This window comes from Nocardiopsis baichengensis YIM 90130 (assembly GCF_000341205.1).
In the GTDB taxonomy this organism is placed as follows: domain Bacteria; phylum Actinomycetota; class Actinomycetes; order Streptosporangiales; family Streptosporangiaceae; genus Nocardiopsis_A; species Nocardiopsis_A halophila.
In genome coordinates this window covers 75,820-102,004 of record NZ_ANAS01000037.1, presented here as the reverse complement: position 1 = coordinate 102,004, position 26,185 = coordinate 75,820, and the positions used below count along the sequence as shown (strand labels likewise).

The window sequence follows — 26,185 nt, the reverse complement described above, 5'->3', positions numbered from 1 at the left end:
CCAATGCGACCAGGAGGTCTCCATGCCGGACCAGTCGACCCGTAACCGCGCGACCGATGGGGGGCCGGCGCGCGAGTTCGCCGACCGGCACATCGGCCCCGACCCGGCCGCGCTCGCGGAGATGCTCAAGACGGTCGGGTTCGACTCCCCCGCGGCGCTCATGTCGGCGGCCGTTCCCGACAGCATCCTCACCGCCCCGGGCTCCCCGGCCCCGCTCGACCTGCCCGCCGCGGCGAGCGAGACCGAGGCGCTGGCCGAGCTGCAGTCCCTGGCCGACCGCAACACCGTGCGCACCTCGATGATCGGCCGCGGCTACTACGACACCGTCACCCCGCCGGTCATCCTGCGCAACATCATGGAGAACCCGGCCTGGTACACCGCCTACACCCCCTACCAGCCCGAGATCTCCCAGGGCCGCCTGGAGGCCCTGCTCAACTTCCAGACCATGGTCGCCGACCTGACGGGGCTGGCGGTCGCCGGCGCCTCGCTGCTGGACGAGGCCACCGCCGCCGCCGAGGCCATGACCCTGGCCCGGCGCGCCACCAAGTCCAAGAGCTCCACCTTCGTCGTCGACGCCGACGTCTTCCCGCAGACCCTGTCGGTGCTGCGCACCCGCGCCGAGCCGCTGGGCATCGAGGTCGTGGTCGCCGACCTGACCGAGGGCCTGCCCGAGGGCGACGCCTTCGGCGTGCTCGTGCAGTACCCGGCCGCCGGCGGCGCGGTGCGCGACCCGCGCCCGGTCATCGAGGCCGCGCACGAGTCCGGGGCCATGGCCGTGGTCGCCGCCGACATCCTCGCCCTGACCGTGCTGCGCAGCCCCGGCGAGCTCGGCGCCGACATCGCCGTCGGCTCCACCCAGCGCTTCGGCGTGCCGATGGGCTTCGGCGGGCCGCACGCCGGCTACATGTCGGTGCGCGAGGGCCTGCAGCGCCAGCTGCCCGGCCGCCTGGTCGGGGTGTCGGTGGACGGCGCGGGCAAGACCGCCTACCGGCTGGCCCTGCAGACCCGCGAGCAGCACATCCGCCGGGAGAAGGCCACCAGCAACATCTGCACCGCCCAGGTGCTGCTGGCGGTCATGGCCGGGATGTACGCCGTCTACCACGGCCCGCACGGGCTGCGGGCGATCGCCGAGCGGGTGCACCGCCAGGCCGGGCGGCTCTCCGCCGGCCTGCGCGAGCGCGGCTTCGAGGTGCTGCACGACTCCTTCTTCGACACCCTGCGGGTGCGGGTGCCCAGCGGCGCGGCCGGCAAGGTGGAGGCCGCCGCCGAGCGCGGGGTCAACCTGCTGCGGGTGGACGACGACACCGTCGGCATCAGCTGCGACGAGACCACCACCGACGCCCACGTGGCCGCGGTGCTCGCCGCCTTCTCCGGCGGGGACAAGGCCGAGCGGCCCGCCCCCGAGCCGGGCGAGCACCTGCCCGCCGACCTGCGGCGCGGCGTGGACTACCTGGACCACGAGGTCTTCAACTCCCACCGCAGCGAGACCTCGCTGCTGCGGTACATGCGCCGCCTGGCCGACTACGACCTGGCGCTGGACCGCACCATGATCCCGCTGGGCTCGTGCACCATGAAGCTCAACGCCACCGCCGAGATGGAGTCGGTGACCTGGCCCGAGTTCGCGCGGCTGCACCCGCTGGCCCCGCTGGACCAGGCCGCCGGGACCGTGTCCCTGGTGCGCGACCTGGAGCGCTGGCTGGCCGAGGTGACCGGCTACGACGCGGTCTCCCTGCAGCCCAACGCCGGGTCGCAGGGCGAGCTGGCCGGGCTGATGGCGATCCGCGGCTACCACCGCGGGCGCGGCGAGAGCGACCGCGACGTGTGCCTGATCCCCAGCTCGGCGCACGGCACCAACGCCGCCAGCGCCGTCATGGCGGGCATGCGGGTCGCGGTGGTCGCCTGCGACGACAGCGGCAACGTGGACCTGGAGGACCTGCGCGCCAAGCTCGCCAAGCACGAGGGCCGGGTCGCGGCGATCATGGTCACCTACCCCTCCACCCACGGGGTGTTCGAGGAGACCATCACCCAGGTGTGCGACCTCGTGCACGAGGCCGGCGGCCAGGTCTACGTCGACGGCGCCAACTTCAACGCGCTGCTGGGCTGGGCCAAGCCCGGCAGGTTCGGGGCCGACGTCAGCCACCTCAACCTGCACAAGACCTTCTGCATCCCGCACGGCGGCGGCGGGCCGGGCGTGGGACCGGTGGCGGCCCGCTCCCACCTGGCCGGGTACCTGCCCAACCACCCCGGCCAGCCGGACGCGGGCCCGCACACGGGCGTGGGGCCGGTCTCGGCGGCGCCGTTCGGGTCGGCGGGCATCCTGCAGATCTCCTGGGCCTACATCCGGATGATGGGCGAGTCCGGCCTGCGCGCGGCCACCGAGGCGGCCGTGCTCAGCGCCAACTACCTGGCCAAGCGCCTGGAGCCGTACTACCCGGTGCTCTACACCGGCGAGGACGGCCTGGTCGCGCACGAGTGCATCATCGACATCCGGCAGATCGCCAAGAGGACGGGGATCACCAACGAGGACATCTCCAAGCGGCTGATCGACTACGGGATCCACGCGCCCACGATGTCGTTCCCGGTGGCGGGCACCCTGATGGTGGAGCCCACCGAGAGCGAGGACCTGGACGAGCTGGAGCGCTTCATCGAGGCGATGGTCGCGATCCGCCAGGAGATCGACCGTGTCGCCGAGGGCAAGTACGACCCGGAGGACAACCCGCTGAAGAACGCGCCCCACACGGCCGAGGCGCTGACCGCCGACGAGTGGCAGCACCCCTACAGCCGGTCCGAGGGCGGCTACCCGGTCCCGCGTCTGCGGCGCTACAAGTACTGGGCGCCGGTGGGCCGCATCGACCAGGCCTACGGCGACCGCAACCTGGTCTGCTCCTGCCCGCCGCCGGAGGCGTTCGAGGAGTGAGCCGTTGAGGGGGCGGACGCCCCTGCGAGTCGAACGGCGGCGCCGGTACCCGGGATGGGGACTGGCGCCGCTGTCGCATTGAGGGTGGAATGGGGGTGAGCCGAGGGTAGCGGAAAGCGCTGAAAGTGTCGTTGCTCAGTGACAGGATGTGAGGGTCAGATGTCCGACATTGAGGAGTCGAGAGTGACGGCACTCGTTGAGGGTCCGGTCCGGGACGTTGGCACCGAGACGGGATCCGTCGGAGGCGAGCTCTTCGCGATCCTCGACAGCCTGCCTGAGACCAGGCGGTGGCGGGCTGAAATCCTGGACGGGGAGACCATCACTTTGTCTCCGACCCCCATCGGTCTTCACCAAGAGAACGTTCACCTGCTCAACGAGCAATTGCGTCCATGCCTCCCGAAGGGGCATAGGGCGGAGGGGAACCTTGAGATCCGACTGCCGGCATTGCGAAGAAGCGTCGTTCCCGATCTCTTCGTCGCCCCTGTGTCGGTGCTGAGGACACCGGAGCATTCCATCCCCCCGGACGACGTCCTCCTTGTGGCCGAGGTCGTCTCGCCTGGGAGCACACAGGTCGACCGCACGCTGAAGCTGGGTATTTACGCGGAGGCGCTGATTCCGTGCTTCATCCTGGTGGACCCCTTGGAAGAGAAGACCACCGTGTTCACTCAGCCGGAGAAGGACGAGTACAAGACCGTGCAGAAGTACCGGTTCGGTGAGACGTTCAAAATCGCCGACCCCTTTGAAGCCGAGGTCGACAGCAGCGATTTCCTCCCCTACGACTGAGCCCGCGTCGCCCTGACCGCCCTGCTCGGGGGCGCCGCTCTCTTCGCGGACACCCGGGCAGGGCGGATCGGATCGCGCGTTCACACCCGCTACTCTCCGAGGGACAGCGCCTCCGCCGCGTTCGCGCGGCGGGTCCCGCCCCCTGTGGAGAGATGCCTGCATGACCGCGACGACCGGTTCCTCCTCGCCCGCCGACGCCGCCGGAGACGAATCCGCGTTCGCCGACCTCTGCGACCAGGCGCGCGACCTCGCGCACAACGGGCATTTCGCCCGGGCCGCACAGCTCTACGAGAAGGTCCTGCACGGCGGCTCCCGGGAGCACAGGGCCGCCGCCGCGCTCGGCCTGGCGGTCGCCCGGCACAGCGCGGGCCAGGTGCGCGAGGCCCGCGAGGCCGCCCGCGCCGCCATTGAGACCGGCCACCCCGAGTACGCGCCCCGCGCCGCCTACCACCTCGCCCTCTCCTGTGAAGAGGAAGGGCTGCTCGCCGACGCCGAACAGGCCTGGACCGCCGTCCTCGACTCGGGGCACGCCGGCTACGCGCCCGCCGCCCACCACGGGCTGGCCCGCGCCGCGGAGGCGCGCGGCGACACCGACGTGGCGCGCGGGCACTGGGAACGCGCGCTCGCCGGGACGTCCGACGCCTTCTCCGACGACACCGTCCCCGACGCCGCGCAGGACTACGCCGAGCGCCTCCTCGCGCGCGGCGAGACCGAGCGCGCCGAGGCGGTCGTGCAGCGCGGCCTCGAAGCGGGCGAGCACCCGGGGCTGCGCATGCTCCTGGGCGCCGTGCACGTGGAACGGGCCATCGAGCAGTTCGGCATCGTCGTCGACGCCGCCGCCCCCGGGCGGCCGGCGGACCAGGCCCCCTCCGGCGGTCTGCCCGCCCCAGCGGCCGCGACCGCCTACGAACTCCTGGCCCGCCTGCTGGCCGTGCGCGGCGACCAGGAGTCGGCGGCGCAGGTCTGGGACGAGGGCACGCGCCACACCGACCGCGACGTCGCCGACGGCGTCCGCTCCCGGCTGCGCCGGGGCTTCCTCGAACCCGACCCGGAGGCCGAAGGGGCCGACGAGGCGCAGTGGTGGGAGCCGTACCTGGAGGCGGCCGAGGCCGAGGGGAGCACCCCCATGCTGGCGGGCGAGCTGTTCGCCGCACTCGGTGCGGTGCACGCGCGCGCGGCGCTGCCCGTGGTCGAGGGGGAGACGCGCGTGGCCGAGCTCAGGGCCGCGCTCGAAGAGGCCGTGCGCACCCCGAGCGAGTTCATGTGGGGGCGGGCCCTGCACGACGACTTCCGCGAACGCCTGAGGAGGGCGGCGGGCTCGCCGGAGGACGTGCTCCCGGAAGGTTGGCCGGACCTGGGCTGAGGCCCGCTGGGCATGTCCGGACGGCACGGCCTGCGGACTCAGTAGGTTGGGGCCCATGGAGATGGAGATCGACACCCCCAAGGGGCCGGGGCGGGCCGACCTGGAATGGCCCGAAGGGTCCACGCGCTACCTGCTGGCGATCACCCACGGTGCGGGAGGGGGCGTCGACGCCCCCGACATCCTGGCCGTGCGCGACGCCGTGCTCGCCTCGGGAGGGGCGGTCGCGCGGGTCACCCAGCCCTACCGGGCGGCGGGTCGGCGCATGCCGGGGGCGAACACCGGGCCGCAGGACCTGGCCTGGTCGGCGATGATCGGAAGGCTGCGCGCCGAGCCGGGCGCCGCAGAGGTGCCGCTGGTCCTGGCCGGGCGGAGCAACGGGGCGCGGGTGGCCTGCCGCACCGCCGCGGAGCTGGGGGCGGAGGCGGTGGTCGCGCTGGCCTTCCCGCTGCACCCGCCGGGCAAGCCGGAGAAGTCGCGGGCGGGGGAGCTGCGCGGGGCCGGGGTCCCGGTGCTGGTCGTCAACGGCGACCGCGACCCGTTCGGGGTGCCCGACGCCGCCGACGCGGCCGCGCTGGAGGTGCGGCCCGGTGAGCGGCACGAGCTGTCCAAAGACCCCGAGACCGTGGGCCGCCTGGTCGCCGACTGGCTGGGGGAGCGCCTTCTGCGGGACTGATCCGCGGACGGGGGCGCCCACGGGGGCGGAGCGTCTGGGACGGGAAGGCGGTACGGCGAGAGACGAGGTTCGCGGGTCGCTCTCGCCGCTGTTCGCAGGCGCTCTCGTGTACCGGTGGTGCGGCCGGGGTCAGGCCGCGGTGTGCAGCACGCCGGGGCGGTGCGGGGCGATGGTCTTGCCGTCGGGCAGCAGCTCGCCGGTGTCCTCGAAGAGGACGACGCCGTTGCAGAGAAGGCTCCAGCCCTGCTCCGGGTGGACGGCCACCACCCGGGCCGCCTCGCGGTCGTTCGCGGTGAAGGACGGGCACAGGGGTTCGTGACGGCACATTGCGCGCCTCCGGATTCGGTCGTTTCCCTGGGGGCGGGTGACCGCCCCCAAAAAGCACCATAGTGGTGTGCGACACACTCTGCCGCGTCTTTATAGAGAATCCGACGCACCCGAGCAGGTCCTGGATCGACGCGGGCCGCACGGCGACCGCAATAGGCCAACAGGCGAACCCGCGCGGTCGGTTCCGCGTCCAATGCGCGGGGCGTGTCCGCGTGCGGGCCCGCGCGGTCCGGTGGGCCTGCGGCCGCACCGCCGGCGCTCAGGGGCCGGGGGCGCTCAGAAAGAACGGTTCCCGGCGTCCGAGGGGCGCGCGATCCTCTTCAGCCGGTCGCGGGAGAGGCGGTCGGCCCTGCGCACCGTCTCCGGCAGGCGGTACTCCGGAGTGAGCCGCAGGACCAGGTCCGCGGCCCCCTCCAGGTCGGCGCGGTGGCCCACCGACACGTAGACCGGGCGCACGCCCGTCCGGGTCCGCAGGGCGCACCCCACCTCCGCGCCGTCCTCGGCCACCAGCGGCGCGCGCCCGCCCCGCTCGCGCCCCGGATCGCCGGCGCTGCCCACGAACGGCGACTTGCCCACCCCGATCGCCGGCCGGTCCAGCAGCCACCCCAGGTGGCACGCGAGCCCGAAGCGGCGCGGGTGGGCCAGGCCGAAACCGTCGCACACGTACACGTCCGGCTCCACCGTCAGCCGCCCGACCGCCTCCAGCAGCGGCGGCAGCTCCCGGAACGCGAACAGGCCCGGAACGTAGGGGAAGGCGGGGGCCGCGTCCGCGGTGGCCGACTCCACCACCCGCAGGTCCGGCAGCGACAGCACCACCGCTGCGGCCACCAGCCGGTCCTCCCCGGGGGCGTAGGACACGTCAAGGCCGGCGGCGAGCCGCACCGCCCCGGCGTCCAACGGCTCCACGCGCACCTCGGGGGCCAGGCGCTCCTGCAGGGCGCGGGCGCGTTCGGGGTCGTCGGGCCATATCCCGGGCAGCCGGGCGCGTTCGGAGACGGCGGTCATGGGCCGACCCTAGCGCCGCCGGTCAGGTGTAGCCGCCGCGGGTCCGGCGGGCCGCCGGGCGGTGCCGCCGCCCGGCGCCGGCCAGACCGCCGCGCTGGAACGCCCGCACCAGCTCGCCGCCCAGGTTGACGCCGGCACCCAGGGCCAGCCCCACGGTCACCGCCTCGGAGAGGCTGAGCAGGCCGGACACCGGGTGGCCCAGGGTGATCTCCAGCAGCCCCCGGTACAGGATGCTCCCCGGCAGCAGCGGGGCGATCGCGGGGATGACGTAGGGCAGCACCGGGCGCCGGGTGCGCCGGGAGAGCCAGTGGCCCATCACGCCGATCGCCACCGCACCGGCCACGGTGCCCATGATCGGCGGCGCCCCGAACAGCGTGCGCACGCCGGCGTAGAGCAGCCAGATCACCACGCCCATCACGCCGATCGCCGGGAGCATGCGCGGCGGCACGGTCAGCGAGACCGCGAAGGCCATGGCGATCCCGGCCGCTCCGACCAGCACCATCGCGTCCACCGACTTGCCCGCCGTGGGCAGGTTGTTCAGGTCCATGCCCACGCCCAGTTCGACGGCGGTGTAGGCCACCGCGCCGACGCCGGAGATGATCGCGCCCAGGGTGAAGAAGACCTCCAGCAGGCGGGCCGAGGCGGAGACGTAACTGCCGCTGATGCCGTCCTGCAGGCTGGCCACCAGCGGCCGCCCGGGCAGCAGCGCCATGATGTTGCCGGTGATGATCGCCCCGGCGTTCAGCCCCAGGTCGAGCACGCTGCTCACCCACAGCAGCAGGACCCCGATGACCGACGCGGTGATCGAGGCCATCACCATCTGGTAGAACTCGGCGATCCCCCGCTTGGCGAAGAAGCCGGCCACCCGGTCGCCGAGCACGGTGGCGACGAAGGCCGCCGTGGCCACGATGAACCCGCCGCCGACCATGAGGCTGGCGCTGGAGGCGATGAGCCCGAACCCGCCGAGGATGACCCAGCCGGGGTAGGGCGGCCGGGCCCGCTTGATGGCCCGCAGGCGGGCGATCGCCCCCTCCAGCTCCAGCATCCCCAGCGCGGCGTCCTGCACCAGGGTGTGCAGCTCGTTCACCCGGAAGTAGTCCAGGGTGCGGCGGCGCACCACCCGCTCGCCGGTGATCGGCGGGCTGTCGCCGCCCGGGTGCGCCGACAGGGAGATGACGGTGAAGGTCACCGACACCTCGGTGCGGGGCAGTTCGAAGGCCACGGACAGGCTGAGCATGGCCTCGCTGACGGCCTCGGTGCCCTCGCCGCTGGCCAGCAGCAGCTCCCCCACGCGCAGGACGAGGTCGATCGCGCGCGGGTCGGGCATCTCGATCGCGTCGTCGTCCAACCCCTCGGCGTGCAGTTCGGCCTCTTTGGAGGCGCGCCAGTCGCGGAGCCTGCTGAGCAGGTTGTCCTCGCTCGTCGGGGTCGGCCGCTGTTGCGGGTCCTCGGCCATGGGCGGTTCTCGCTACTTCGGTTCTCGGCGGGGAGTGGGGCGTCCGGCGGGCGTGACCGGGGTCCTCCGGGGCCGCGCCACGGGGTGGGACGCCGCAGCGGTGCGGGGGGTTGGCGGCGGTGCGGGCGGTGCGCTGGTGAGGTCCGTCACGAGCCTCATGGTCCCAGTTCGCGGGGGGAACCGGTCGAACCGGGGCACCGTCCGGCGGGTCGTCCGTCGGCCCAGGTCGGCGCCGGGTGCGCGGGGGAGGGGGCGGTCCCGGGGCCGGGCGCAGGTGAGGCCGGTTCCGGCCCGGGGCGCCCGGGGCGTGCCCGGAGGGGCGGGGATCGGGAAGAATCCCGTACATGGCCATCCGCGTACTGCTCGTCGACGACCAACCGCTCCTCCGCACGGGGTTCCGGCTCATCCTGGAGGCCGAGGAGGACATCTCGGTCGCGGGCGAGGCCTCCGACGGCAACGGCGCGGTGTCCTCCACCAAGCGCCTTCTGCCCGACGTCGTGCTGATGGACATCCGGATGCCCGGCAAGGACGGCATCGACGCCACCCGGGAGATCCTCGACTGGGCCCGCGGCGCCGGGCAGACCGTCCGGGTCCTCGTGCTGACCACCTTCGACCTGGACGAGTACGTCGTGGAGGCGCTGCGCGCGGGCGCCAGCGGCTTCCTGCTCAAGGACGTGCCGCCGGAGGAGCTGGCAGGGGCGATCCGGGTCGTCGCCGAAGGGGCGGCGATCGTCGCGCCCACGGTGACCCGGCGCCTGCTCGACCGGTTCGCCGACAAGCTGCCCACCACCCGCGAGCGGCCCCCGGCCGAGTTGAACCGCCTGACCGAGCGCGAACGCGAGGTCCTGCGCATGCTGGCGCGCGGACGCTCCAACGCCGAGATCGCGGAGGCGCTCGTGGTGAGCGAGACGACGGTGAAGACGCACGTGGGAAACGTGCTGACCAAGCTGGGGCTGCGCGACCGGGTCCAGGCCGTCGTGCACGCCTATGAGACCGGAGTGGTCCGCCCGGGGGAGGAGGACGAGGCCGGTACCTCCCCGGACCGCCGCTGAGGGGCGGCCCCTGAGGGGGCGGCCGCGACCGCCCCGACGGAGACGGAGAACTGTGGCCGAGCGCCGCACGACCGGCGACGGGTGGAAAGGGGAGCGGGGTGCCCTGGCGTTGTCGGCCGGCCGCCAGGCCCCTTGCACTCCCGGACCAGCAGCGGCGACGGGACGGCTGGTGCCCCGCTCACGCATGTCGGCCGGGCGGAAGGTAGCTGGAGTGCCAGAACGAGAGCGGCGACGACGAAGCAGGGGTGGTTCCCCGGTCTTGGCTGTCGGCCGCGGGGCGTCTCGCGGTCCGGGAACAGCGGCAACGACGGCACGGCAGGTACCCCGCTCACTCCTGCTGGCCGGGCGGCGGGCCGTCGGGGTGCCAGGGGAAGGGCGGCGACGAGAAGGGGGCTCTTTCCCCGGCGCTGCCGGTCGGCCGCCTGGCCTCTGCGGTGTACCGGCGATGAGCAGCGACAACGGCACAGCCGGTGCCCCGCTCACGCCTGCCGGGCGGGCGCCGGGCCACCGGGGTGCAGGGGGAGGGGCGGCGACGAAGAGGAGGGGCGGTTCCCCGGGGCCTCCGGTCGGCCGTCGCGCCTTTTGCGGTCCGGGCCGGGCGCGTGGTGGGCCCGGTCGCCGCCCGGACGCGCCCGCGGCGCCCCACCCGGCCCGCGCCGGGACCAGCACCCCCTTCTGACCTGGGTGAATACGCGCCGTCACAGTTCAGGGAGGGTAGAAGCGCGCCGATCGACGCCCCACGGCGGCTCCCGGGCGCGATCCCGGCCAGACCAGAACGGGATTCGGTTCCACGGTGCCCGCAATGCCCCCGATTGTCCGCCTGCCGAGAGGGAGCGGGCCGAGGGGTAGGGGTGGGGCGCCCGCCCGCCCCGGGTCTCGGGCCGCCGCCGACCCGCCTCCGGCTACCCGGAGTGACCGGGGGCGCCGTAAACGGGGCCGGGGTGCCGGTAGAAGGGGTCTCGGGTACCGAATCCGGTTCTGGTCTGGCCGCCGCCGTACACCCGCCCGGTCCCGGGCGGGGCTCCGGGCGCGCGCGAGGCCCGCACCCCCGTGCGATCCGGACGAACGGGACGTCCGGCGGGCCGTGCCCGCTGGAGACCGCCCCGGGAGGGTTCGTTCTCCATCGAGAGCGGTGATGTCGCCACCCGATTGCACATTGCGTGGCGATATCACCACTCTCGATCCCCAAACGCCGCCTCGCGCGCCCGGTATGCCCGGAACGCGAGAATGGGAGGGGCTTCCAAGGCGGCGGGCCACCCGGCAGCCGACCGGCGCCCCCGGCGAACCGCCCCGCCTCTTCGTCGCCGCCCTTCCCCTGGCGCCCCGACGACCCGTCGCCCGGCCGGCAGGCGTGAGCGGGGCACCAGCTGTGCCGTCGCCGCTTTCCCTCTGCACCGATGGGCCCCGCCGCCCGGCCGGCGGCCCGGAGCGGGGTACCGGCCGTGCCGTCGTTGCCGCTGTTCCCGGACCGCGAGGGGCCCGGCGGCCGACAAGCAGGGCCGGGAGCCACCGCGCCTCTTCGTCGTCGCCCGTCCCCCTGGCGCCCCGACGACCCGCCGCCCGGCCGGCAGCCGTGAGCGGGGCACCAGCTGTGCCGTCGCCGCTGCTGTCCCCGGCACCGGGAGAGACCCGTCGGCCGAACCGCAGGGGCCCGCCGGCCGACATGCGTGAGCGGGGGACCAGCCGCGCCATCGTCGCTCCCCGGTGGGCAGCGGCAAGCCTGCCGTCCGACAGTGTCCGCGGTCCTGCCCCGATAGGGCGGCGACGCGGGAATCACCCCGTCCGGTGCGGCTCGCCGTGGGGGATCAGCGCGCCGACGCGGAAGCCCCCGGCGGCGGTGGGCCCCGACTCCAGGCGGCCCCCGAACAGGGCCACGCGTTCCCGCATGCCCAGGAGTCCGTGGCCCGGCTCCTCCGGTGGCCGGGACCCGGAGCCGACCCGTCCGCCCCGCCCCCCGTCGTCGGTGACCTCGACCGCTACGGCGTCCTTGCCGTGCTCCACGACCACCCGTGCCCGCGCGCCCTCGCCCGCGTGCTTGAGGACGTTGGTCAACGACTCCTGCACCACCCGGTACAGCGTCAGCCCCTGCGCCGGCGGCAGCCCCTCCGGCGGCCCGTCCCCGCCGCCCCGCACCCGGAGGTCGATGTGCAGGCCCGCCTCGCGCAGGTGGGCGGCCAGCGCCTCCAGGTCGGCCTCTCCGGGCTGCGGCTCCCGCTCCGCCTCCGTGCCCTCGGGCGCCTCCGACATCCGCAGCACTCCGACGATGCGGCGCATCTCCGCCAGCGCCTGCCGCCCCGTCCTCTCGATGTCCTGCAGCGCCTGCCCCGCCGTTTCGGGCGACCGGTCGATCACCCGCCGCCCCGCCGTGGCCTGCACGGTCATCACGCTCACGTGGTGGGCCACCACGTCGTGCAGCTCACGGGCGATCCGCGAGCGCTCCTCGGCCAGCACCGCGCGCACGTGCGCGTCCCGGGCCCGCTCCAGGCGGCGCGCCCGCTCGCGCAGCTCCGCGGTGTCGGAGGCGCGCATCCGCACCAGGCGCCCCAGCCACCAGGCCCCGCACATCCACACCAGCGTGAGCAGGTACAGCGTCATCGGGGGCGGCTGCACGGTGGCCTCCACCGGGGAGGCCATGGTGGAGGCGGAGTCCACGGCGACGCCCACGACCAGGGAGACCAGGCTGCGCGCGAGCGGCAGGTGGCGGCCGACCGCGTAGGTGGCCACCGCGATGCCGGGGCCCGCCGCGCCCCAGACGAAGACGCCGGCCGCCTCGGAGAGGGCGCCCCCCGCCGACATGCACACCAGCACGGTCAGGGGGAAGCGCCGGCGCGCCACCAGGGCCAGCGCCAGGGCGGCCCCGGCGAAGTAGCCGCCGAGCGGCCAGGTCCAGACGCCGGTGAACTCCGCGGACCGGCTCCAGGTCGGCACGAGGGCGGCGTTCAGCCCGGTCAGGAGGAGGACCAGCAGCGCATCGGTCACCCGGTCCCGGCGCCGGGCCGGGAGCCGCGCGGCCGCCCAGCGGGGCGCACCGGAGCCGCGGTCGGACGGCGGAGCGCTGTGCTCGGGCGGGGAGGGCGAAGAGGACAGGGACGACGACACAGCCCGACGCTAGATCGTCGGGCTCTCCACCAGTACCTCCCCTAGGCCGATCCGGACTCCTCCCCATGGACGATGCGGCACCGCGCCCGGCACGCTCCCTACCGAGCCGGCACGGACAGGTGGAGGGGCGCCCCTGGAGCGGCGGACCGGCCGAGGGGACGCCCGCCCGCGCGCCCACAGGCGCCCCGCCCTCCCCGATCGGGCGCCTGCGACTCTCCTGGCGCGTCATTGAGGGCGGATGGGGCCTGCTCCAGGTTGTCCGCCCTGCTCTCCCGGGCCGGTACGGCCGCCACCGGCCCCCGCCAAGGTCGGAGGGCGCGTCCCGGCCGAGAGTGTTCCCTGCCTCTCCGACCGACCTCTCTGCCCGACGTCGCTGAACACCGTGCCTATGAAGGCCTCCGCCGGTTCCGGGGGGCGGTGTCCTGCGCTCGGCCCGACAGGGATCGGGGCCGGTATCGAGAGTGGTGGATCCACCGCTCTCGATACCGGTCAGGGGAGTCGGCCGCCCTGCGGGGCGCTCCCGGGCCGGGTCAGGGCCTCGGCTTCGGGTCGGGCAGAGGCGGCGGGGTTCCGCCGAACTCGGGGCAGATCGCCTGGTGGTCGCACCAGTCGCACAGCTTGCTCCGGCGCGGGAGCCACCGGCCCGACCGGGCCGTGCGCTCGATCTCCTCCCAGATCCCGGCGATCTCCGCCTCCGCGGCCCGCAGCTCCTCCTCGGTCGGCTCGTACCAGCGCACCCCGCCGTCGCCCAGGTACATCAGCTGCAGCCGGGTGGGCACCTCGCCCAGCTCGCGCCAGAGCATGACGCCGTAGAAGAAGATCTGGAACTTGGCCTTGTCCTCGAACCGCGGGCGCGGCGACTTGCCCGTCTTGTAGTCCACCACCCGGATCTGCCCGGTCGGTGCCACGTCCAGGCGGTCGACGTAGCCCCGCAGCCGCAGGCCCGACTCCAGGGTGACGTCCATGCGCAGCTCGCGGTCGCGCGGCTCCAGGCGGTGCGGCTGCTCCATCTCGAAGTACCGCTCCACCAGCGGGTAGGCGCCCTCCAGCCACTCCCGCTCGGCCTCGCCGCCCGCCTCGCCGAACAGCTCCGCCGCCTCCGCGCGCGAGGAGCGCAGCCGCTCCCACTGCGGCTCCACCAGCGACCGGGCGGTGCGCGGGGTGCGCGTCTCGGCCGGCAGCTCGAACAGCCGCTCCAGCACCGCGTGCACCAGCGTCCCGCGCAGCGCCGCCGGGCTCGGCTTCTCCGGCAGCCGGTCGATCACCCGGAACCGGTACAGCAGCGGGCACTGCAGGAAGTCCGAGGCCCGTGACGGGGAGAGGGCGGGGAGCGGCGGCGCCGAGGCGGTGTCCATGCCCCCCAACCCTAGGGCGGCGCGCCCGCCGCGCGCACCGCGTAGCCTGGCGGTGTGACCGACAACGGCAGCAGCACCCGGCCCGCGGCGCGGGGCGGGACCAAGCGCGGTTCCGGCCTGCTCATGGGGCGCCCGTTCGGGATCCCGATCTACGTGGCCCCGTCCTGGCTCGTCATCGCCGCGATCATCACCATCGTCTACGAGCCCGTGGTGGAGCGGACTCTGGCCCTGGGCCCGGCCTCCTACCTGGTGGCGTTCGCCTTCGCGGTCCTGCTGTACGCCTCGGTGCTGGTGCACGAGCTGGCGCACGCCGTGGTCGCCCGCATGTTCGGCATCCCGGTGCACCGCATCACCCTGTTCATGCTCGGCGGCGTCACCGAGATGCGCCGCGAGGCGGCCACCCCCGGCCGGGAGTTCTGGATCTCCATCGCCGGGCCGCTGCTGTCCCTGGTGCTGGCGGTCCTGGGGTTCGCCGCCCTGCCCTTCGTCGCCCCCGACACCGTCGCCGGGGTCCTCACCTGGCAGCTGTTCGTGGCCAACCTCCTGGTGGGCGTCTTCAACCTGCTGCCCGGCCTGCCGCTGGACGGCGGCAAGGTGGTGCGCGCCATCGTCTGGAAGCTGACCCGGCGCCCGACCGCGGGGACGGTCGTGGCGGCCTGGGGCGGCCGCGTCCTGGCCGCCCTGGTGATGCTGGCGCCGCTGCTGATCGCGCTGCGCACGGGCGAGGCCCCGAGCGTGTTCATGGTCCTGCTCGGCGTGCTGCTGGGCGCCTTCATGTGGATGGGCGCCGGGAGCGCGCTGCGCAACGCCCGCATCCGCGAGCGCATTCCCAAGCTGCGCGCCCGGACCCTGGCCCGCCGCGCCGTGCCCGTCTCCGCCGACACCCCGCTGTCGGAGGCCCACCGCCGGATGGCCGAGGCCGACGCCGGGGCCGTCCTGGTGACCGACTCCTCCGGGGCGCCGGTGTCGCTCGTCGACCCCGCCGCCGAGGAGCGGGTGCCCGAGGACCGCCGCCCCTGGACCCCGGTCTCCCAGGTGTCGGTGGCCATCACCGCGGGGGCGGTGCTCGACGCCGACCTGAACGGCGAGCGGCTGCTTGAGGCCATGCGGCGCACGCCCGCCCCGGCCTACCTGCTGGTGCACGAGGACGGCGGCGTGCACGGGGTGCTGCGCTCGCGCGACGTGGGCGACGCCTTCGCCGGCACCTGACGCCTCAGCGCACCGCCCCGTCCGGCCAGATGACCGTGACGGCGCGGTCCCGCTCCCGGGCATAGGCGACGATGTCGGCCGTACCGCCGGGCCCCCGCGCCGCGCGGCCGTCCCAGACCGCCAGCAGCTCGTCGCTGTGGTCCACCATGTACCGCCCGGCCTCCAGGTGCGCCCGCGGGGTGGACTCGGCGAACGGCAGGTGGTGCACCAGCGCCGCACGCGCCACCAGGGCGTCGTAGACGGGTCGGTGGGCGGGCGGGAGTCCGTCCCGGTAGCGCTCGGCCGGCACGATCGCCTCCAGGTCGGCGCCGGCCTCGATGACGGCCCGGGCGAACAGGGTGTCCGCCCCGTCGGCCAGGCAGCTCAGCCCGATCACCCCCGGGCCGAGCGCGGCCAGGCGGGCGCGCAGCGCCTCCTCCACCGCCCGTTCGACGTCGGGCGGCAGCCCGCGGTGGCCGGTGACGGCGATGCGTCGCACGCTGCCTCCCCTCTTCTCGCAGGTCTGGCTCCTCGCAGGTCTGGTCGGGGGATACCCCCGGGCGCCGCCGGTCAGACCGCGGCGGGCCCACCGGTGAGCACCTCGGTCAGCCGGGCGTCGAGCCGCTCGGCGGCGCGGGCCCGCGGCCCCCGGTACTCCTTGCGGAAGCGGCGCACCCGGTCCACCACGCGCTCCGAGCGCAGCCGGGTCCCGGTGGACAGCGCCTCCCCGGCCAGCCGGAAGGCCTCGTCGGCGTCGCCGGCGTGCGCGTGCGCCCGGGCCATCTCCACCTTCAGCACCGCGCCCTGCTTGGCTCCGGGCCGCGTGCCGGCGAACGCCTCGGCGAACGCGGCCCGCGCCTGCCCGGGGCGCTTGAGCCGCACGTTCACCAGGGCCCGGTACCCGGCGACCTTGGGGGTGTCGAAGGCGAACACCCACGGCCAGGGCGGGTGGGCGTTGTCGGAGCGCTCCACGCACCGCTCGGCCAGGGCGATCTCCCGGTCGGCCTCGGCGCCGCGGCCCAGCGCCGCGTGCCCCTGCGCGCGCACGCAGGCTAGCCACGCGGTGGCGGTGGGGTGCGCGCCGGGCCCGAGGCGGCGCCCGGCCTCGTGGGCCAGGGCCAGGCCCAGCGCCGGGTCGTCGGCGTCGATCTCGAACGCCGCCAGGCTGCCGAGCATGTACACGTCGAGCAGGCGGCTGCGGGCCCGCCGGGCGCGCTCGACGGCGGCGCGGTAGTAGGAGCGCGCCGAGCCGGCGTCGCCCATGTCGGCGTGCAGCCAGGCGGCGAACCCGGCGGCCTCGCTGGCGGCCGCGGCCACGTCGGCGGCGAACGGCGTGTTCTGGGCGCGGTCCAGGGTGAGCCCGGCCAGCTCGACGTGGGCGATCGCGCCCCGGGCCAGGTCGCGGGCGGGCGCGGCGGCGTCCAGCCGCCGCTGGCCGCCGGTGATGGCGCGCAGCGTGGGCGCGGTCTCCTCGTGGATCTCGGCCTGGGCCGCCGGGGCGGCCGCCGCCGACAGCGGCAGCGCCAGCGCGGTCACCGCCGCGGCCTTGCCGAACTCTCTGCGTCGCGTGGGATCCCCCTCGTCCGGATCGCCGGCGCCGCCGAACCGGAGCAGGTGGAGCGGGATGCCCAGGCGTCCGGCCAGTTCACGCACCTGGTCGACGGTGAGCGACTGCTGGCCGTTCACCACGCGGGACACCCAGCTCTGGGAGTACCCGACCGCCCGGGCCAGCTCGCCCTGCGACCAGCCGCGGTGGCGGCGGACCTCCTCCACGATCGCGGCGATGTCGCACGTGGACAGGGCGGCGGCCATCGGCGGCCGGGTCCAGAATTCCGGTGGCAGAGCGCCGTCTCGGTGGGGCATGAGCCTAGGCTAGGGTCGCCATCAGGTGATGGTGGCTATGTGTGAAAGAAATACTGCTATGCGTAGTCCGCATACAGCTGTTCCCGAAGCGTCCGATGGTGCACAGTCAAGGGACTGAAGTCCCTGTACGACTGGGGATTTCGTCGTCGAACGGGAGGGCGGGCCGGCATGGAGACGCGTGGTTCCGGTGGGTTCAGTGTGACCGGAAGCGGTCATCGGCTTGACAGGGGTCCCGATGCATCCTGGGCGCGTGCGGTGAGCGGGCTGACCGCCGAACTGCGCTCCTGGGGCCTGGAGGCCCGCGTCGACCGGGCCACCGGAACGGTCGAGGCCGCCGGCGCGGAGGGCCGCCGCGTGCAGCGCGCGGTGCTGCGCCCGCACCGGGGCAGCCTGTGGTGGTGGCTGCGGTGGGAGGCCGAGGGCCTGCCGCGCGGCGCCGCGCTTCCCCAGTCGCCGCTCACCCCGGCCGCCGACCCCCGGGGCGCCGCCCGGCGCATCGTCCGCGTGCTGTCCCCCGCCCGCCCCGAGTCCTGACCCCCGGGACCGGGCCGGGCCCGGGCGGCGCCCCGGGCCCACGGGGCCGGCCGGGTCAGCCGAAGCGCTCCGCCGCCAGCACGGCCGCCCCGGCGATGCCCGCCGCGTTGCGCAGCCCGGCCGGGACCACCTCGGCCCGCAGGTCCAGGTACTTCAGGAACTTGTCCGCCTTCCGGCTGACGCCGCCGCCGACCACGATCAGGTCCGGGGAGAGCAGCTTCTCCATCTCCTCGTAGTACCGCTGCAGCCGCTCGGTGGCCCACTCCTCGTACGACAGGCCCTCGCGCTCCTTGGCCGCCGAGGCCGCCCTCGTCTCGGCGTCGACGCCGTCCAGCACCACGTGGCCGAACTCGGTGTTGGGCACCAGGTGCCCGTCGACCAGCAGCGCCGTGCCGATCCCGGTGCCCAGCGTCGTCAGCAGCACCACCCCGCGCACCCCGCGCGCCGCACCCCAGCGGTGCTCGGCGACCGCCGCCGCGTCGGCGTCGTTGACCGCGGCCACCGCCCGCCCCGTCGCCCCGGACAGCAGCGCCTCCACGTCGGTGCCGATCCACCCGTCGTCCACGTTGGCCGCCGTCTCGACGGTCCCGCGCCGCACCACCCCGGGGAAGGTGACGCCCAGCGCGGCCCCTGAGGGAGCCTTCTCGCCGACGGCCGCCGCGATCTGCGCGACCACCTCCGCGACCGCCCGGGGCCTGGAGGGGTGCGGGGTGTGGATCTTCACCCGGTCGGCGGTGAAGGCCCCGGTGTCCAGGTCCACCGGCGCCCCCTTGATGCCGCTGCCCCCGATGTCCACGCCCATCCCGACGTGCGCGTCCGCTGCCTGGTCCGCCATGTCCGCCTCCTGACTCCGCGGCCCGGGCGGCGCCCGCCGCCCGCTCCGGCCTCCGAGGTATTCGATGCCCGGGCCCACGACCGATTACGCCGCGTCGGCGCACGGGGGATACCCTGGGCCGTCGCGCGCCCGGGCGGCGTCGGCCGGGGGCCGGGGCCGCACCGCGCCGTGCGCGAAGCGACCTGCCCCACGACACCGGAGAGACGAGCACCAGTGACCGGCATCCACGGCCGCCGCGGACCCTTCGAGGACGGCGACATCGTGCAGCTGACCGACCCCAAGGGCCGGATGCACACCATCACCCTCAAGGCCGGTTCGGCGTTCCACACCCACAAGGGGCGGCTCGACCACGACGACCTCATCGGCCGCCCCGAGGGGAGCGTGGTCCGCTCCAGCTCCGCTGTCCGCTATGTCGCGCTGCGGCCGCTGCTGCTCGACTTCACCCTGTCCATGAAGCGCGGGGCGACCATCGTCTACCCCAAGGACGCCGCGCAGATCCTGGCCCAGGCCGACATCTTCGCCGGCGCCCGGGTGATCGAGGCCGGCGCCGGCTCGGGCTCGCTGTCCTGCTGGATGCTGCGCGCGGTCGGGGAGCACGGCCGGGTCCACTCCTTCGAGCGCCGCGAGGACTTCGCCGAGATCGCCCGCACCAACGTGCGCCGCTTCTTCGGCGGCGACCACCCCGCATGGGACCTGACCGTCGGCGATCTGAACGAGCGGCTCGCCGAGCCGGACGCCCCGCGCGAGGTCGACCGCGTGGTGCTGGACATGCTCGCCCCCTGGGAGTGCGTGGACGCCGTCGCCGACGTCCTGATCCCCGGCGGTCTGGTGTGCGCCTACGTCGCCACCGCCACCCAGGTCTCGCGGGTCGTGGAGGCGCTGCGCGACCACGGCCGCTTCTACGAGCCGCACGCCTGGGAGACCATGGTGCGCGACTGGCACGTGGAGGGCCTGGCCGTGCGCCCGGACCACAAGATGATCGGGCACACCGGCTTCCTGGTGACCGCCCGCCGCCTCGCCGACGACGCCGAGGCCCCCGAGCGGCGCCGCCGCCCCGCCAAGGGCGCCTACGGCGAGGACTGGCAGAAGGCGCAGAAGGGGCGGGAGGCGGGCGGAGGGGCCGCCCCGGAGGCGGCCGGCTCCTAGGGCCCCGGCCTGGTGGGAACGTTACTTTCTCATTACGGCGCGTGCCCTCGTACCAGGGTGACCTAGGCTTCTACAAGATCGAAAAGTGAGGCCTTCGACACTCGCAGCGCCCGGGAGGTTAGGAATAGTCCATGGGTAGGTAGGGTTCCGAGTAGTCGTCCTCTTATAAGGAGGTGGCGGACGTGGCCGATCGCGACGACGAGCGTCAGGCAGAGCGCGACCGTGAAGTCGAAGAGCTCACGGCCCAGGTCTCCTATCTGGAAAAGGAACTCAGCGTCCTCCGGCGCAAGCTCGCCGACTCTCCGCGCCATGTACGGCTGCTGGAGGACCGGCTCCGCGAGGCGCAAGCCAACCTCGCCGCCGCGAACGGGCAGAACGAGCGCCTGGTCTCCACGCTGAAGGAGGCCCGCGACCAGATCGTGGCCCTCAAGGAGGAGGTCGACCGGCTCGCCCAGCCGCCCTCCGGCTTCGGCGTGTTCCTGGGATCGCGTGAGGACGACACGGTCGAGATCTTCACCAACGGCCGCAAGATGCGGGTCAACGTCAGCCCGTCGGTCGACGTGGAGCAGCTGCGCCCCGGCCAGGAGGTCATGCTCAACGAGGCCTTCAACATCGTCGAGGCGCAGTCCTTCGAGACGGTGGGCGAGGTCGTCATGCTCAAGGAGGCCCTTGAGGACGGCGAGCGCGCCCTGGTGATCTCCAACCACGACGAGGAGCGCATCGTCCGGCTGGCCGAGCCCCTGCGCGACGAGCCGATCCGCCCGGGGGACTCGCTGCTGCTGGAGTCGCGCTCGGGGTACGTGTACGAGCGCATCCCCAAGTCGGAGGTCGAGGAGCTGATCCTCGAGGAGGTGCCCGACATCTCCTACACCGACATCGGCGGCCTCGGCGGGCAGATCGAGATGATCCGCGACGCGGTCGAACTGCCCTACCTGCACAAGGACCTCTTCTACGAGCACCAGCTGCGCCCGCCGAAGGGCGTCCTGCTCTACGGCCCGCCCGGATGCGGCAAGACCCTCATCGCCAAGGCGGTGGCCAATTCGCTGGCCAAGCAGGTGGCCCAGCGCACCGGCCAGAACGTCGGCAAGAGCTTCTTCCTCAACATCAAGGGCCCGGAGCTGCTGAACAAGTACGTGGGCGAGACCGAGCGGCACATCCGCCTGGTCTTCCAGCGGGCCCGGGAGAAGGCCGGCGAGGGCACGCCGGTGATCGTGTTCTTCGACGAGATGGACTCGATCTTCCGCACCCGCGGGTCGGGCGTGTCCAGCGACGTGGAGAACACCATCGTCCCCCAGCTGCTCAGCGAGATCGACGGCGTGGAGGGGCTGGAGAACGTCATCGTCATCGGCGCCTCCAACCGCGAGGACATGATCGACCCGGCGATCCTGCGGCCCGGCCGCCTGGACGTCAAGATCAAGATCGAGCGGCCGGACGCCGAGGCGGCGCAGGACATCTTCTCGAAGTACATCACCGACGAGCTGCCCCTGCACGACGAGGACCTCGCCGAGCACGAGGGGTCCCGCTCGGCCACGGTGGACGCGATGATCCAGCGGGTCGTGGAGCGGATGTACTCCGAGACCGAGGAGAACCGCTTCCTGGAGGTCACCTACGCCAACGGTGACAAGGAGGTCCTGTACTTCAAGGACTTCAACTCCGGCGCGATGATCCAGAACATCGTCGACCGGGCCAAGAAGATGGCCATCAAGGACTTCATCGACAACCGGTCCAAGGGCATCCGGGTCTCCCACCTGATGCAGGCCTGCGTCGACGAGTTCAGCGAGAACGAGGACCTGCCCAACACCACCAACCCCGACGACTGGGCCCGGATCTCCGGCAAGAAGGGCGAGCGCATCGTCTACATCAGGACGCTCGTCTCCGGCAAGAAGGGCGCCGACTCCGGCCGGAGTATCGACACGGTGGCCAACACCGGCCAGTACCTGTAAGGACACGGCCGCACGCGGCCCGACGGGGTCCACCGGCGCTGCCGGTGGACCCCTGCTCGTTCCGGTTGTTTCCGGGGCCGGTGCCGTCGAGGCGTAGACGAATCCGGCGATCCATGGCCCCAGGGCGAAGGCGTTCGGGCCGAAGCCATGGCCGCTGCGGTGAGTGATGCCGGGGTGCGGCAGACGCCTGCGTCGGCTTTGGTCACGCCGCGGTCGCTGACGGCGGTGCAGTTCCATGGCCCGTCCTCGCCCACCAGGATGCGGGTGGTGGTCAGGTCGTGAACCCCTGACGTTCGTGCGGCCACGGGCACGGGACCCGGAGAGCGAGCGGCCGCGGTGCCTCGCGTCGTCGGCGCCCTGTGCCAGGATCCGCCGTTGGAACCGACGGCACGGAGGACGGGCGTGCCCGCCACCGCCCTGCTGGACGACACCGCCCTGGGCCGGTACACCCGCCGGTCGGCCGGACGTTCGTGGTGGAGGGGTGGGAGCCGTGCGGCCGCGTCGGATCTCCGGGTGCGAAATGCGGGGAACGGCCCTTCCGGCCTTGGCACCCAGGCACTTGGGCCACAATTCGCGGCGGGGAGTTCAAGACGCCGTATCGGTGGATAACCTTCCACCATGACTGTGCGGCGGATTATGGGCATCGAGACCGAGTACGGGATCTCCGTGCCCGGCAACCCCGGTGCCAACGCGATGGTGACCTCGACCCAGGTGGTCAACGCCTACCTCGCGGCCTCGGCCGCGAGGGCGCGCAAGGCCCGCTGGGACTTCGAGGAGGAGAACCCGCTGCGCGACGCGCGGGGCTTCGACCTCGCACGCGAGGTCGCCGACCCCACCCAGCTCACCGACGAGGACCTGGGCCTGGCCAACGTCATCCTGACCAACGGAGCCCGACTGTACGTCGACCACGCCCACCCCGAGTACTCGGCGCCCGAGGTGACCAACCCCCGCGACGCCGTGCTGTGGGACAAGGCCGGCGAGCGGGTGATGGCCGACGCGGCCCGCAGGGCCGCGGCCGTGCCGGGGGTCGAGCCCATCCAGCTGTACAAGAACAACACCGACAACAAGGGCGCCTCCTACGGGTGCCACGAGAACTACCTGATGCGCCGGTCGACCGCCTTCGGCGACATCGTGCGCCACCTGATCCCGTTCTTCGTCTCGCGCCAGGTGGTCTGCGGCGCCGGGCGGGTCGGCATCGGCGCCGACGGGCGCGACTCCGGTTTCCAGATCAGCCAGCGCGCCGACTTCTTCGAGGTCGAGGTGGGCCTGGAGACCACCCTCAAGCGCCCGATCATCAACACCCGCGACGAGCCGCACGCCGACCCCGACAAGTACCGGCGGCTGCACGTCATCATCGGCGACGCCAACATGAGCGAGGTCTCCACCTTCCTGAAGCTCGGAACCACCTCGCTGGTGCTGTCGATGATCGAGGACGGCTTCATCGGCATCGACCTGTCGCTGGAGACGCCCGTGGCCGACCTGCGGGCCATCTCGCACGACCCCGCCCTGACCCACCAGGTGCGGCTCCGGGACGGGCGGCGGATGACCGCCCTGCAGATCCAGCGCGAGTACCTGGAGCTGGCCGAGAAGTACGTGCAGGACCGCTACGGCAGCGAGCCCGACGCCGACACCGCCGAGGTCCTGCGGATGTGGGGGAGGACCCTGGACCGGCTCTCCGAGGACCCCGTGCTCTGCGCCGAGGAGCTGGACTGGGTCGCCAAGCTCAAGCTGCTGGAGGGCTACCGCAGCCGCGACCGGCTGGACTGGGGGCACCACCGGCTCCAGATGGTCGACCTGCAGTACTCGGACGTGCGCCCGGACAAGGGCCTGTACAACCGGCTGGCCCAGCGGGGGCGGATCGAGCGCATGGTCGGCGAGTCGGAGGTCGAGCGCGCCATAACCGAGCCGCCGGAGGACACCCGCGCCTACTTCCGCGGCCGCTGCCTGGCCAAGTACGCCGACTCGGTGGCCGCGGCCTCCTGGGACTCGGTCATCTTCGACCTGCCCGGCTACGACTCCCTGCAGCGCGTGCCCACCCTGGAGCCGAGCCGCGGCACGCGCGAGCACGTGGGCGCGCTCCTGGACGGCGCCGCGACGGCGGCCGACCTCGTCGCCATCCTCACGGGCGGCAAGCGCTGATCCGGCCGGTGCGGGCGGCCCCCGGGGCGCCCGCACCGCTCCCGTGCCCGGGCGTGCGCGGGGGTGTGGCGGGGAACACCTCGCGGCGCGCCGACGTTCGGACGGGTGTACGGACAAAACGGCGCGAACTCGGTAACGTGCGGACAACGGGACCGGCGATCAAGGTTGAGCCGGGCTCCGGTGGGCCAAGATAAGGGCAACGGGCCCCGATCGAGGAGGTTGTGGGATGGCGACCAAGGACACCGGCGGGCAGAAGCACACGACGCGGCGCGACGAGGACGTCGAGGAGGTCGAGGCCGGCGCCGAGGCACAGGAGCGCGACGAGAAGCTGGACGAGGACGTCGACGACATCCTGGACGAGATCGACGACGTCCTGGAGTCCAACGCCGAGGACTTCGTCCGCCAGTTCGTCCAGAAGGGCGGCCAGTAGCCCCGCCTCGACGGGCCGGCCGCGCCAGGTGGGCCCCCGGCGCGCCCGGACCCGGGCCGGTTCGCCCACAGCAGACTCCGGCCGGTAGCCCCACCCCGGTACCCCGGCTGTCAGTAGGGTCGGCGGTACCAGGAAACATCGACAGTCGCCCGCGCCCCGCACGCCCCGCATCCCACCGCGGGGCGCGCGGGGCGCCACCCGAAGGGAGTCGCGTGTCTCAAGCGTTCGAGGGCGGACGGCTGCCCGCCATGTACATGAACCCGGGGCCGGCATCGTTCACCGAGTTCCTCAGCGCCGTCCACCCCGACCTGCTCCCCCGGTGGCAGGACCTGCCGCACGGTACGGACGGCCGGTCCCTCACCCCCGAGGCCACCACCATCGTGGCGCTGACCTTCCCCGGCGGCGTGGTGCTGGCCGGTGACCGCCGGGCCACCTCCGGCACCACCATCGCCAACCGGGACATGGAGAAGCTCTTCCGCGCCGACGAGTTCTCCGCGGTGGCGATCGCGGGCGCCGCCGGGATCGGCATCGAGCTGGCACGGCTGTACCAGGTCGAGCTGGAGCACTACGAGAAGCGCGAGGGGCGGCCGCTGTCCCTGGAGGGCAAGGCCAACCGGCTGGCCAACATGCTGCGCGGCAACCTGGGCCTGGCCATGCAGGGCTTCGTCGTGGTCCCGCTGCTGGTGGGCTACGACGAGGGCCGGGAGGTCGGGCGCATCTTCAGCTACGACCCGGTCGGCGGCCGCTACGAGGAGCACCGCTACCACTCGATCGGCTCGGGCTCGGTCTACGCCCGGGGGTCGCTGAAGAAGCTGTTCACCGAGGACCTGGACGAGCGGCAGGCGGTCACCGTGGCCGTGCAGGCGCTCTACGACGCCGCCGACGACGACTCGGCCACCGGCGGCCCCGACGTCCACCGCAAGATCTACCCGCTGGTCGACGTGGTCACCGACGACGGCTACCGCCGGCTCGCCGCCGACGAGGTGGCCGCGGTCGCCGAGGCCGTGGTGACCGAGCGGTCCGAGCGGCCCGACGGGCCCACGGCGCCGATCGGCTGACCCCCGCCGGGCGCACCGCCCGGCCGCCGACCACCGGAGCACCAGAGCACCGAACAGCAAAGGAACGATCAGCGGTGACGATGCCGTTCTACGTCTCGCCCGAACAGAGCATGAAGGACAAGGCGGACTACGCGCGCAAGGGCATCGCGCGCGGCCGCAGCGCCGTCGTCCTGCAGTACGACGGCGGCATCCTGTTCGTCGCGGACAACATGTCCCGCACGCTGCACAAGATCAGCGAGCTGTACGACCGGGTGGCCTTCGCCGCCGTGGGCCGCTACAACGAGTTCGAGAACCTGCGGCTGGGCGGCGTGCGCTACGCCGACTCCCACGGCTACGCCTACGACCGGCGCGACGTCACCGGGCGCATGCTGGCCAACGCCTACGCCCAGACCCTGGGGACCGTCTTCAGCGAGTCCAACAAGCCCTGGGAGGTGGAGATCGTCGTGGCCGAGGTCGGCGAGGACGCCGACTCCGACCAGATCTACCGGATCACCTTCGACGGCTCGGTCGTCGACGAGAAGGGGCTGCTGGCCATGGGCGGCTCCGCCGACGCGGTCACCACCGCGCTGAAGGAGCGCTTCGACCGGGACGCGCCGCTGAGCGAGGCGCTGTCGGCGGCCATGCACGCCCTGGCCCACGAGAACGGCGAGCGCCGTGAGCTGGACGCGGCCAATCTGGAGGTGGCGGTGCTGGAGCGGGCGCGCGAGCACCGCAAGTTCCGCCGCATCCAGGGGGCCCGGCTGACCCGGCTGATCGAGCAGGGCCGCGGCGCCTCGGGACCGTCCTCCTCCGCCGCGAGCGGCGCCGCGGAGGGCTCGGGGGATTCCGGGGCGGAGGACGCGGACTCCTGACCGGGGCCGCGCCGCCGACCGGTCCGGCCGCGCCCCGCGGAGCATCCGTCGGGCGCGGCCGGTTTCCCCGGGCCGGTCGGAGCCGATAACAACAGTGGAGTCGTCGGCAGCGCGGCGGGGCTCCGGCCGGTGCGGACCGGCCGCCAGGGGCGACCGCGGCTGCCACGG

Annotated in this window: 21 protein-coding genes; 13 read left to right on the top strand and 8 right to left on the bottom strand. The window is 73.8% G+C overall.

The window, feature by feature from the left end; genetic code table 11:
• The first annotated feature begins 22 nt into the window (after nucleotides 1-22).
• The 4 genes from gcvP to C892_RS0125140 all read left to right on the top strand — a co-directional run bounded on the left by gcvP (nucleotide 23) and on the right by C892_RS0125140 (nucleotide 5,736).
• Nucleotides 23-2,917 carry an aminomethyl-transferring glycine dehydrogenase gene (gene gcvP / locus C892_RS0125155; protein WP_017559468.1) on the top strand — a complete coding sequence of 965 codons (2,895 nt, stop codon included), beginning with the start codon at nucleotides 23-25 and terminating at the stop codon, nucleotides 2,915-2,917.
• A 159-nt stretch (nucleotides 2,918-3,076) separates the two neighbouring features.
• Nucleotides 3,077-3,700: a Uma2 family endonuclease gene (locus C892_RS0125150; RefSeq protein WP_017559467.1), complete on the top strand. Its 624-nt coding sequence runs from the start codon at nucleotides 3,077-3,079 to the stop codon at nucleotides 3,698-3,700.
• Between the two features lie 160 nt (nucleotides 3,701-3,860).
• Nucleotides 3,861-5,063 (top strand): tetratricopeptide repeat protein, encoded by a 1,203-nt coding sequence (locus tag C892_RS0125145; RefSeq protein WP_017559466.1) that lies wholly within the window; start codon nucleotides 3,861-3,863, stop codon nucleotides 5,061-5,063.
• 55 nt (nucleotides 5,064-5,118) lie between these two features.
• Nucleotides 5,119-5,736 carry an alpha/beta hydrolase family protein gene (locus C892_RS0125140; protein WP_017559465.1) on the top strand — a complete coding sequence of 206 codons (618 nt, stop codon included), beginning with the start codon at nucleotides 5,119-5,121 and terminating at the stop codon, nucleotides 5,734-5,736.
• Between the two features lie 129 nt (nucleotides 5,737-5,865).
• On the opposite strand, the gene C892_RS0125135 is transcribed toward C892_RS0125140, so the two are convergent.
• The 3 genes from C892_RS0125135 to C892_RS0125125 form a co-directional block, all read right to left on the bottom strand.
• Nucleotides 5,866-6,063: a DUF5999 family protein gene (locus tag C892_RS0125135; protein WP_017539148.1), complete on the bottom strand. Its 198-nt coding sequence runs from the start codon at nucleotides 6,061-6,063 to the stop codon at nucleotides 5,866-5,868.
• 276 nt (nucleotides 6,064-6,339) lie between these two features.
• A complete protein-coding gene (locus C892_RS0125130) occupies nucleotides 6,340-7,068 on the bottom strand; it encodes an endonuclease V (protein ID WP_017559464.1) in 729 nt (242 codons plus the stop codon).
• A gap of 22 nt (nucleotides 7,069-7,090) precedes the next feature.
• On the bottom strand, nucleotides 7,091-8,524 hold the full coding sequence (locus C892_RS0125125; protein WP_017559463.1) for a threonine/serine exporter family protein: 1,434 nt from the start codon (nucleotides 8,522-8,524) through the stop codon (nucleotides 7,091-7,093).
• 344 nt (nucleotides 8,525-8,868) lie between these two features.
• On the opposite strand from C892_RS0125125, the gene C892_RS0125120 reads away from it, so the two are divergent.
• Complete coding sequence (locus tag C892_RS0125120; protein ID WP_017559462.1) at nucleotides 8,869-9,576, top strand: response regulator; 708 nt, start codon at nucleotides 8,869-8,871, stop codon at nucleotides 9,574-9,576.
• 1,773 nt (nucleotides 9,577-11,349) lie between these two features.
• On the opposite strand, the gene C892_RS0125115 is transcribed toward C892_RS0125120, so the two are convergent.
• Together C892_RS0125115 and C892_RS0125110 are read right to left on the bottom strand one after the other, a co-directional pair.
• Nucleotides 11,350-12,675: a sensor histidine kinase gene (locus C892_RS0125115; protein WP_017559461.1), complete on the bottom strand. Its 1,326-nt coding sequence runs from the start codon at nucleotides 12,673-12,675 to the stop codon at nucleotides 11,350-11,352.
• 530 nt (nucleotides 12,676-13,205) lie between these two features.
• A complete protein-coding gene (locus tag C892_RS0125110; protein WP_017559460.1) occupies nucleotides 13,206-14,030 on the bottom strand; it encodes a RecB family exonuclease in 825 nt (274 codons plus the stop codon).
• A gap of 54 nt (nucleotides 14,031-14,084) precedes the next feature.
• On the opposite strand from C892_RS0125110, the gene C892_RS0125105 reads away from it, so the two are divergent.
• Nucleotides 14,085-15,239, top strand: a complete 1,155-nt coding sequence (locus tag C892_RS0125105) for a site-2 protease family protein (protein WP_017559459.1) — start codon at nucleotides 14,085-14,087, stop codon at nucleotides 15,237-15,239.
• A gap of 4 nt (nucleotides 15,240-15,243) precedes the next feature.
• Here the strand turns inward: C892_RS0125105 and C892_RS0125100 are convergent, their stop codons facing one another.
• Both C892_RS0125100 and C892_RS0125095 read right to left on the bottom strand, forming a co-directional pair.
• Complete coding sequence (locus C892_RS0125100) at nucleotides 15,244-15,717, bottom strand: LOG family protein (RefSeq protein WP_017559458.1); 474 nt, start codon at nucleotides 15,715-15,717, stop codon at nucleotides 15,244-15,246.
• A gap of 71 nt (nucleotides 15,718-15,788) precedes the next feature.
• On the bottom strand, nucleotides 15,789-17,030 hold the full coding sequence (locus C892_RS0125095) for a helix-turn-helix domain-containing protein (RefSeq protein WP_017559457.1): 1,242 nt from the start codon (nucleotides 17,028-17,030) through the stop codon (nucleotides 15,789-15,791).
• A gap of 306 nt (nucleotides 17,031-17,336) precedes the next feature.
• Here C892_RS0125095 and C892_RS0125090 point away from each other — a divergent pair, with 306 nt between their 5' ends.
• Entirely contained in the window at nucleotides 17,337-17,615 is a 279-nt protein-coding gene (locus C892_RS0125090; protein WP_017539139.1) for a hypothetical protein, read from the top strand.
• A gap of 55 nt (nucleotides 17,616-17,670) precedes the next feature.
• Here the strand turns inward: C892_RS0125090 and ppgK are convergent, their stop codons facing one another.
• On the bottom strand, nucleotides 17,671-18,450 hold the full coding sequence (gene ppgK / locus C892_RS0125085; protein WP_017559456.1) for a polyphosphate--glucose phosphotransferase: 780 nt from the start codon (nucleotides 18,448-18,450) through the stop codon (nucleotides 17,671-17,673).
• Between the two features lie 213 nt (nucleotides 18,451-18,663).
• On the opposite strand from ppgK, the gene C892_RS0125080 reads away from it, so the two are divergent.
• The 6 genes from C892_RS0125080 to prcA all read left to right on the top strand — a co-directional run bounded on the left by C892_RS0125080 (nucleotide 18,664) and on the right by prcA (nucleotide 26,017).
• Nucleotides 18,664-19,596 (top strand): tRNA (adenine-N1)-methyltransferase, encoded by a 933-nt coding sequence (locus C892_RS0125080; protein ID WP_017559455.1) that lies wholly within the window; start codon nucleotides 18,664-18,666, stop codon nucleotides 19,594-19,596.
• Between the two features lie 173 nt (nucleotides 19,597-19,769).
• On the top strand, nucleotides 19,770-21,539 hold the full coding sequence (gene arc / locus C892_RS0125075) for a proteasome ATPase (RefSeq protein ID WP_017539136.1): 1,770 nt from the start codon (nucleotides 19,770-19,772) through the stop codon (nucleotides 21,537-21,539).
• A 618-nt stretch (nucleotides 21,540-22,157) separates the two neighbouring features.
• Nucleotides 22,158-23,678, top strand: a complete 1,521-nt coding sequence (gene dop, locus C892_RS0125070) for a depupylase/deamidase Dop (RefSeq protein WP_338040885.1) — start codon at nucleotides 22,158-22,160, stop codon at nucleotides 23,676-23,678.
• A 226-nt stretch (nucleotides 23,679-23,904) separates the two neighbouring features.
• Entirely contained in the window at nucleotides 23,905-24,108 is a 204-nt protein-coding gene (locus C892_RS0125065; RefSeq protein WP_017539133.1) for a ubiquitin-like protein Pup, read from the top strand.
• A gap of 212 nt (nucleotides 24,109-24,320) precedes the next feature.
• A complete protein-coding gene (gene prcB / locus C892_RS0125060; protein WP_026124626.1) occupies nucleotides 24,321-25,166 on the top strand; it encodes a proteasome subunit beta in 846 nt (281 codons plus the stop codon).
• 80 nt (nucleotides 25,167-25,246) lie between these two features.
• Nucleotides 25,247-26,017 carry a proteasome subunit alpha gene (gene prcA, locus C892_RS0125055; protein WP_017539131.1) on the top strand — a complete coding sequence of 257 codons (771 nt, stop codon included), beginning with the start codon at nucleotides 25,247-25,249 and terminating at the stop codon, nucleotides 26,015-26,017.
• The last annotated feature ends 168 nt before the right edge of the window (nucleotides 26,018-26,185 follow it).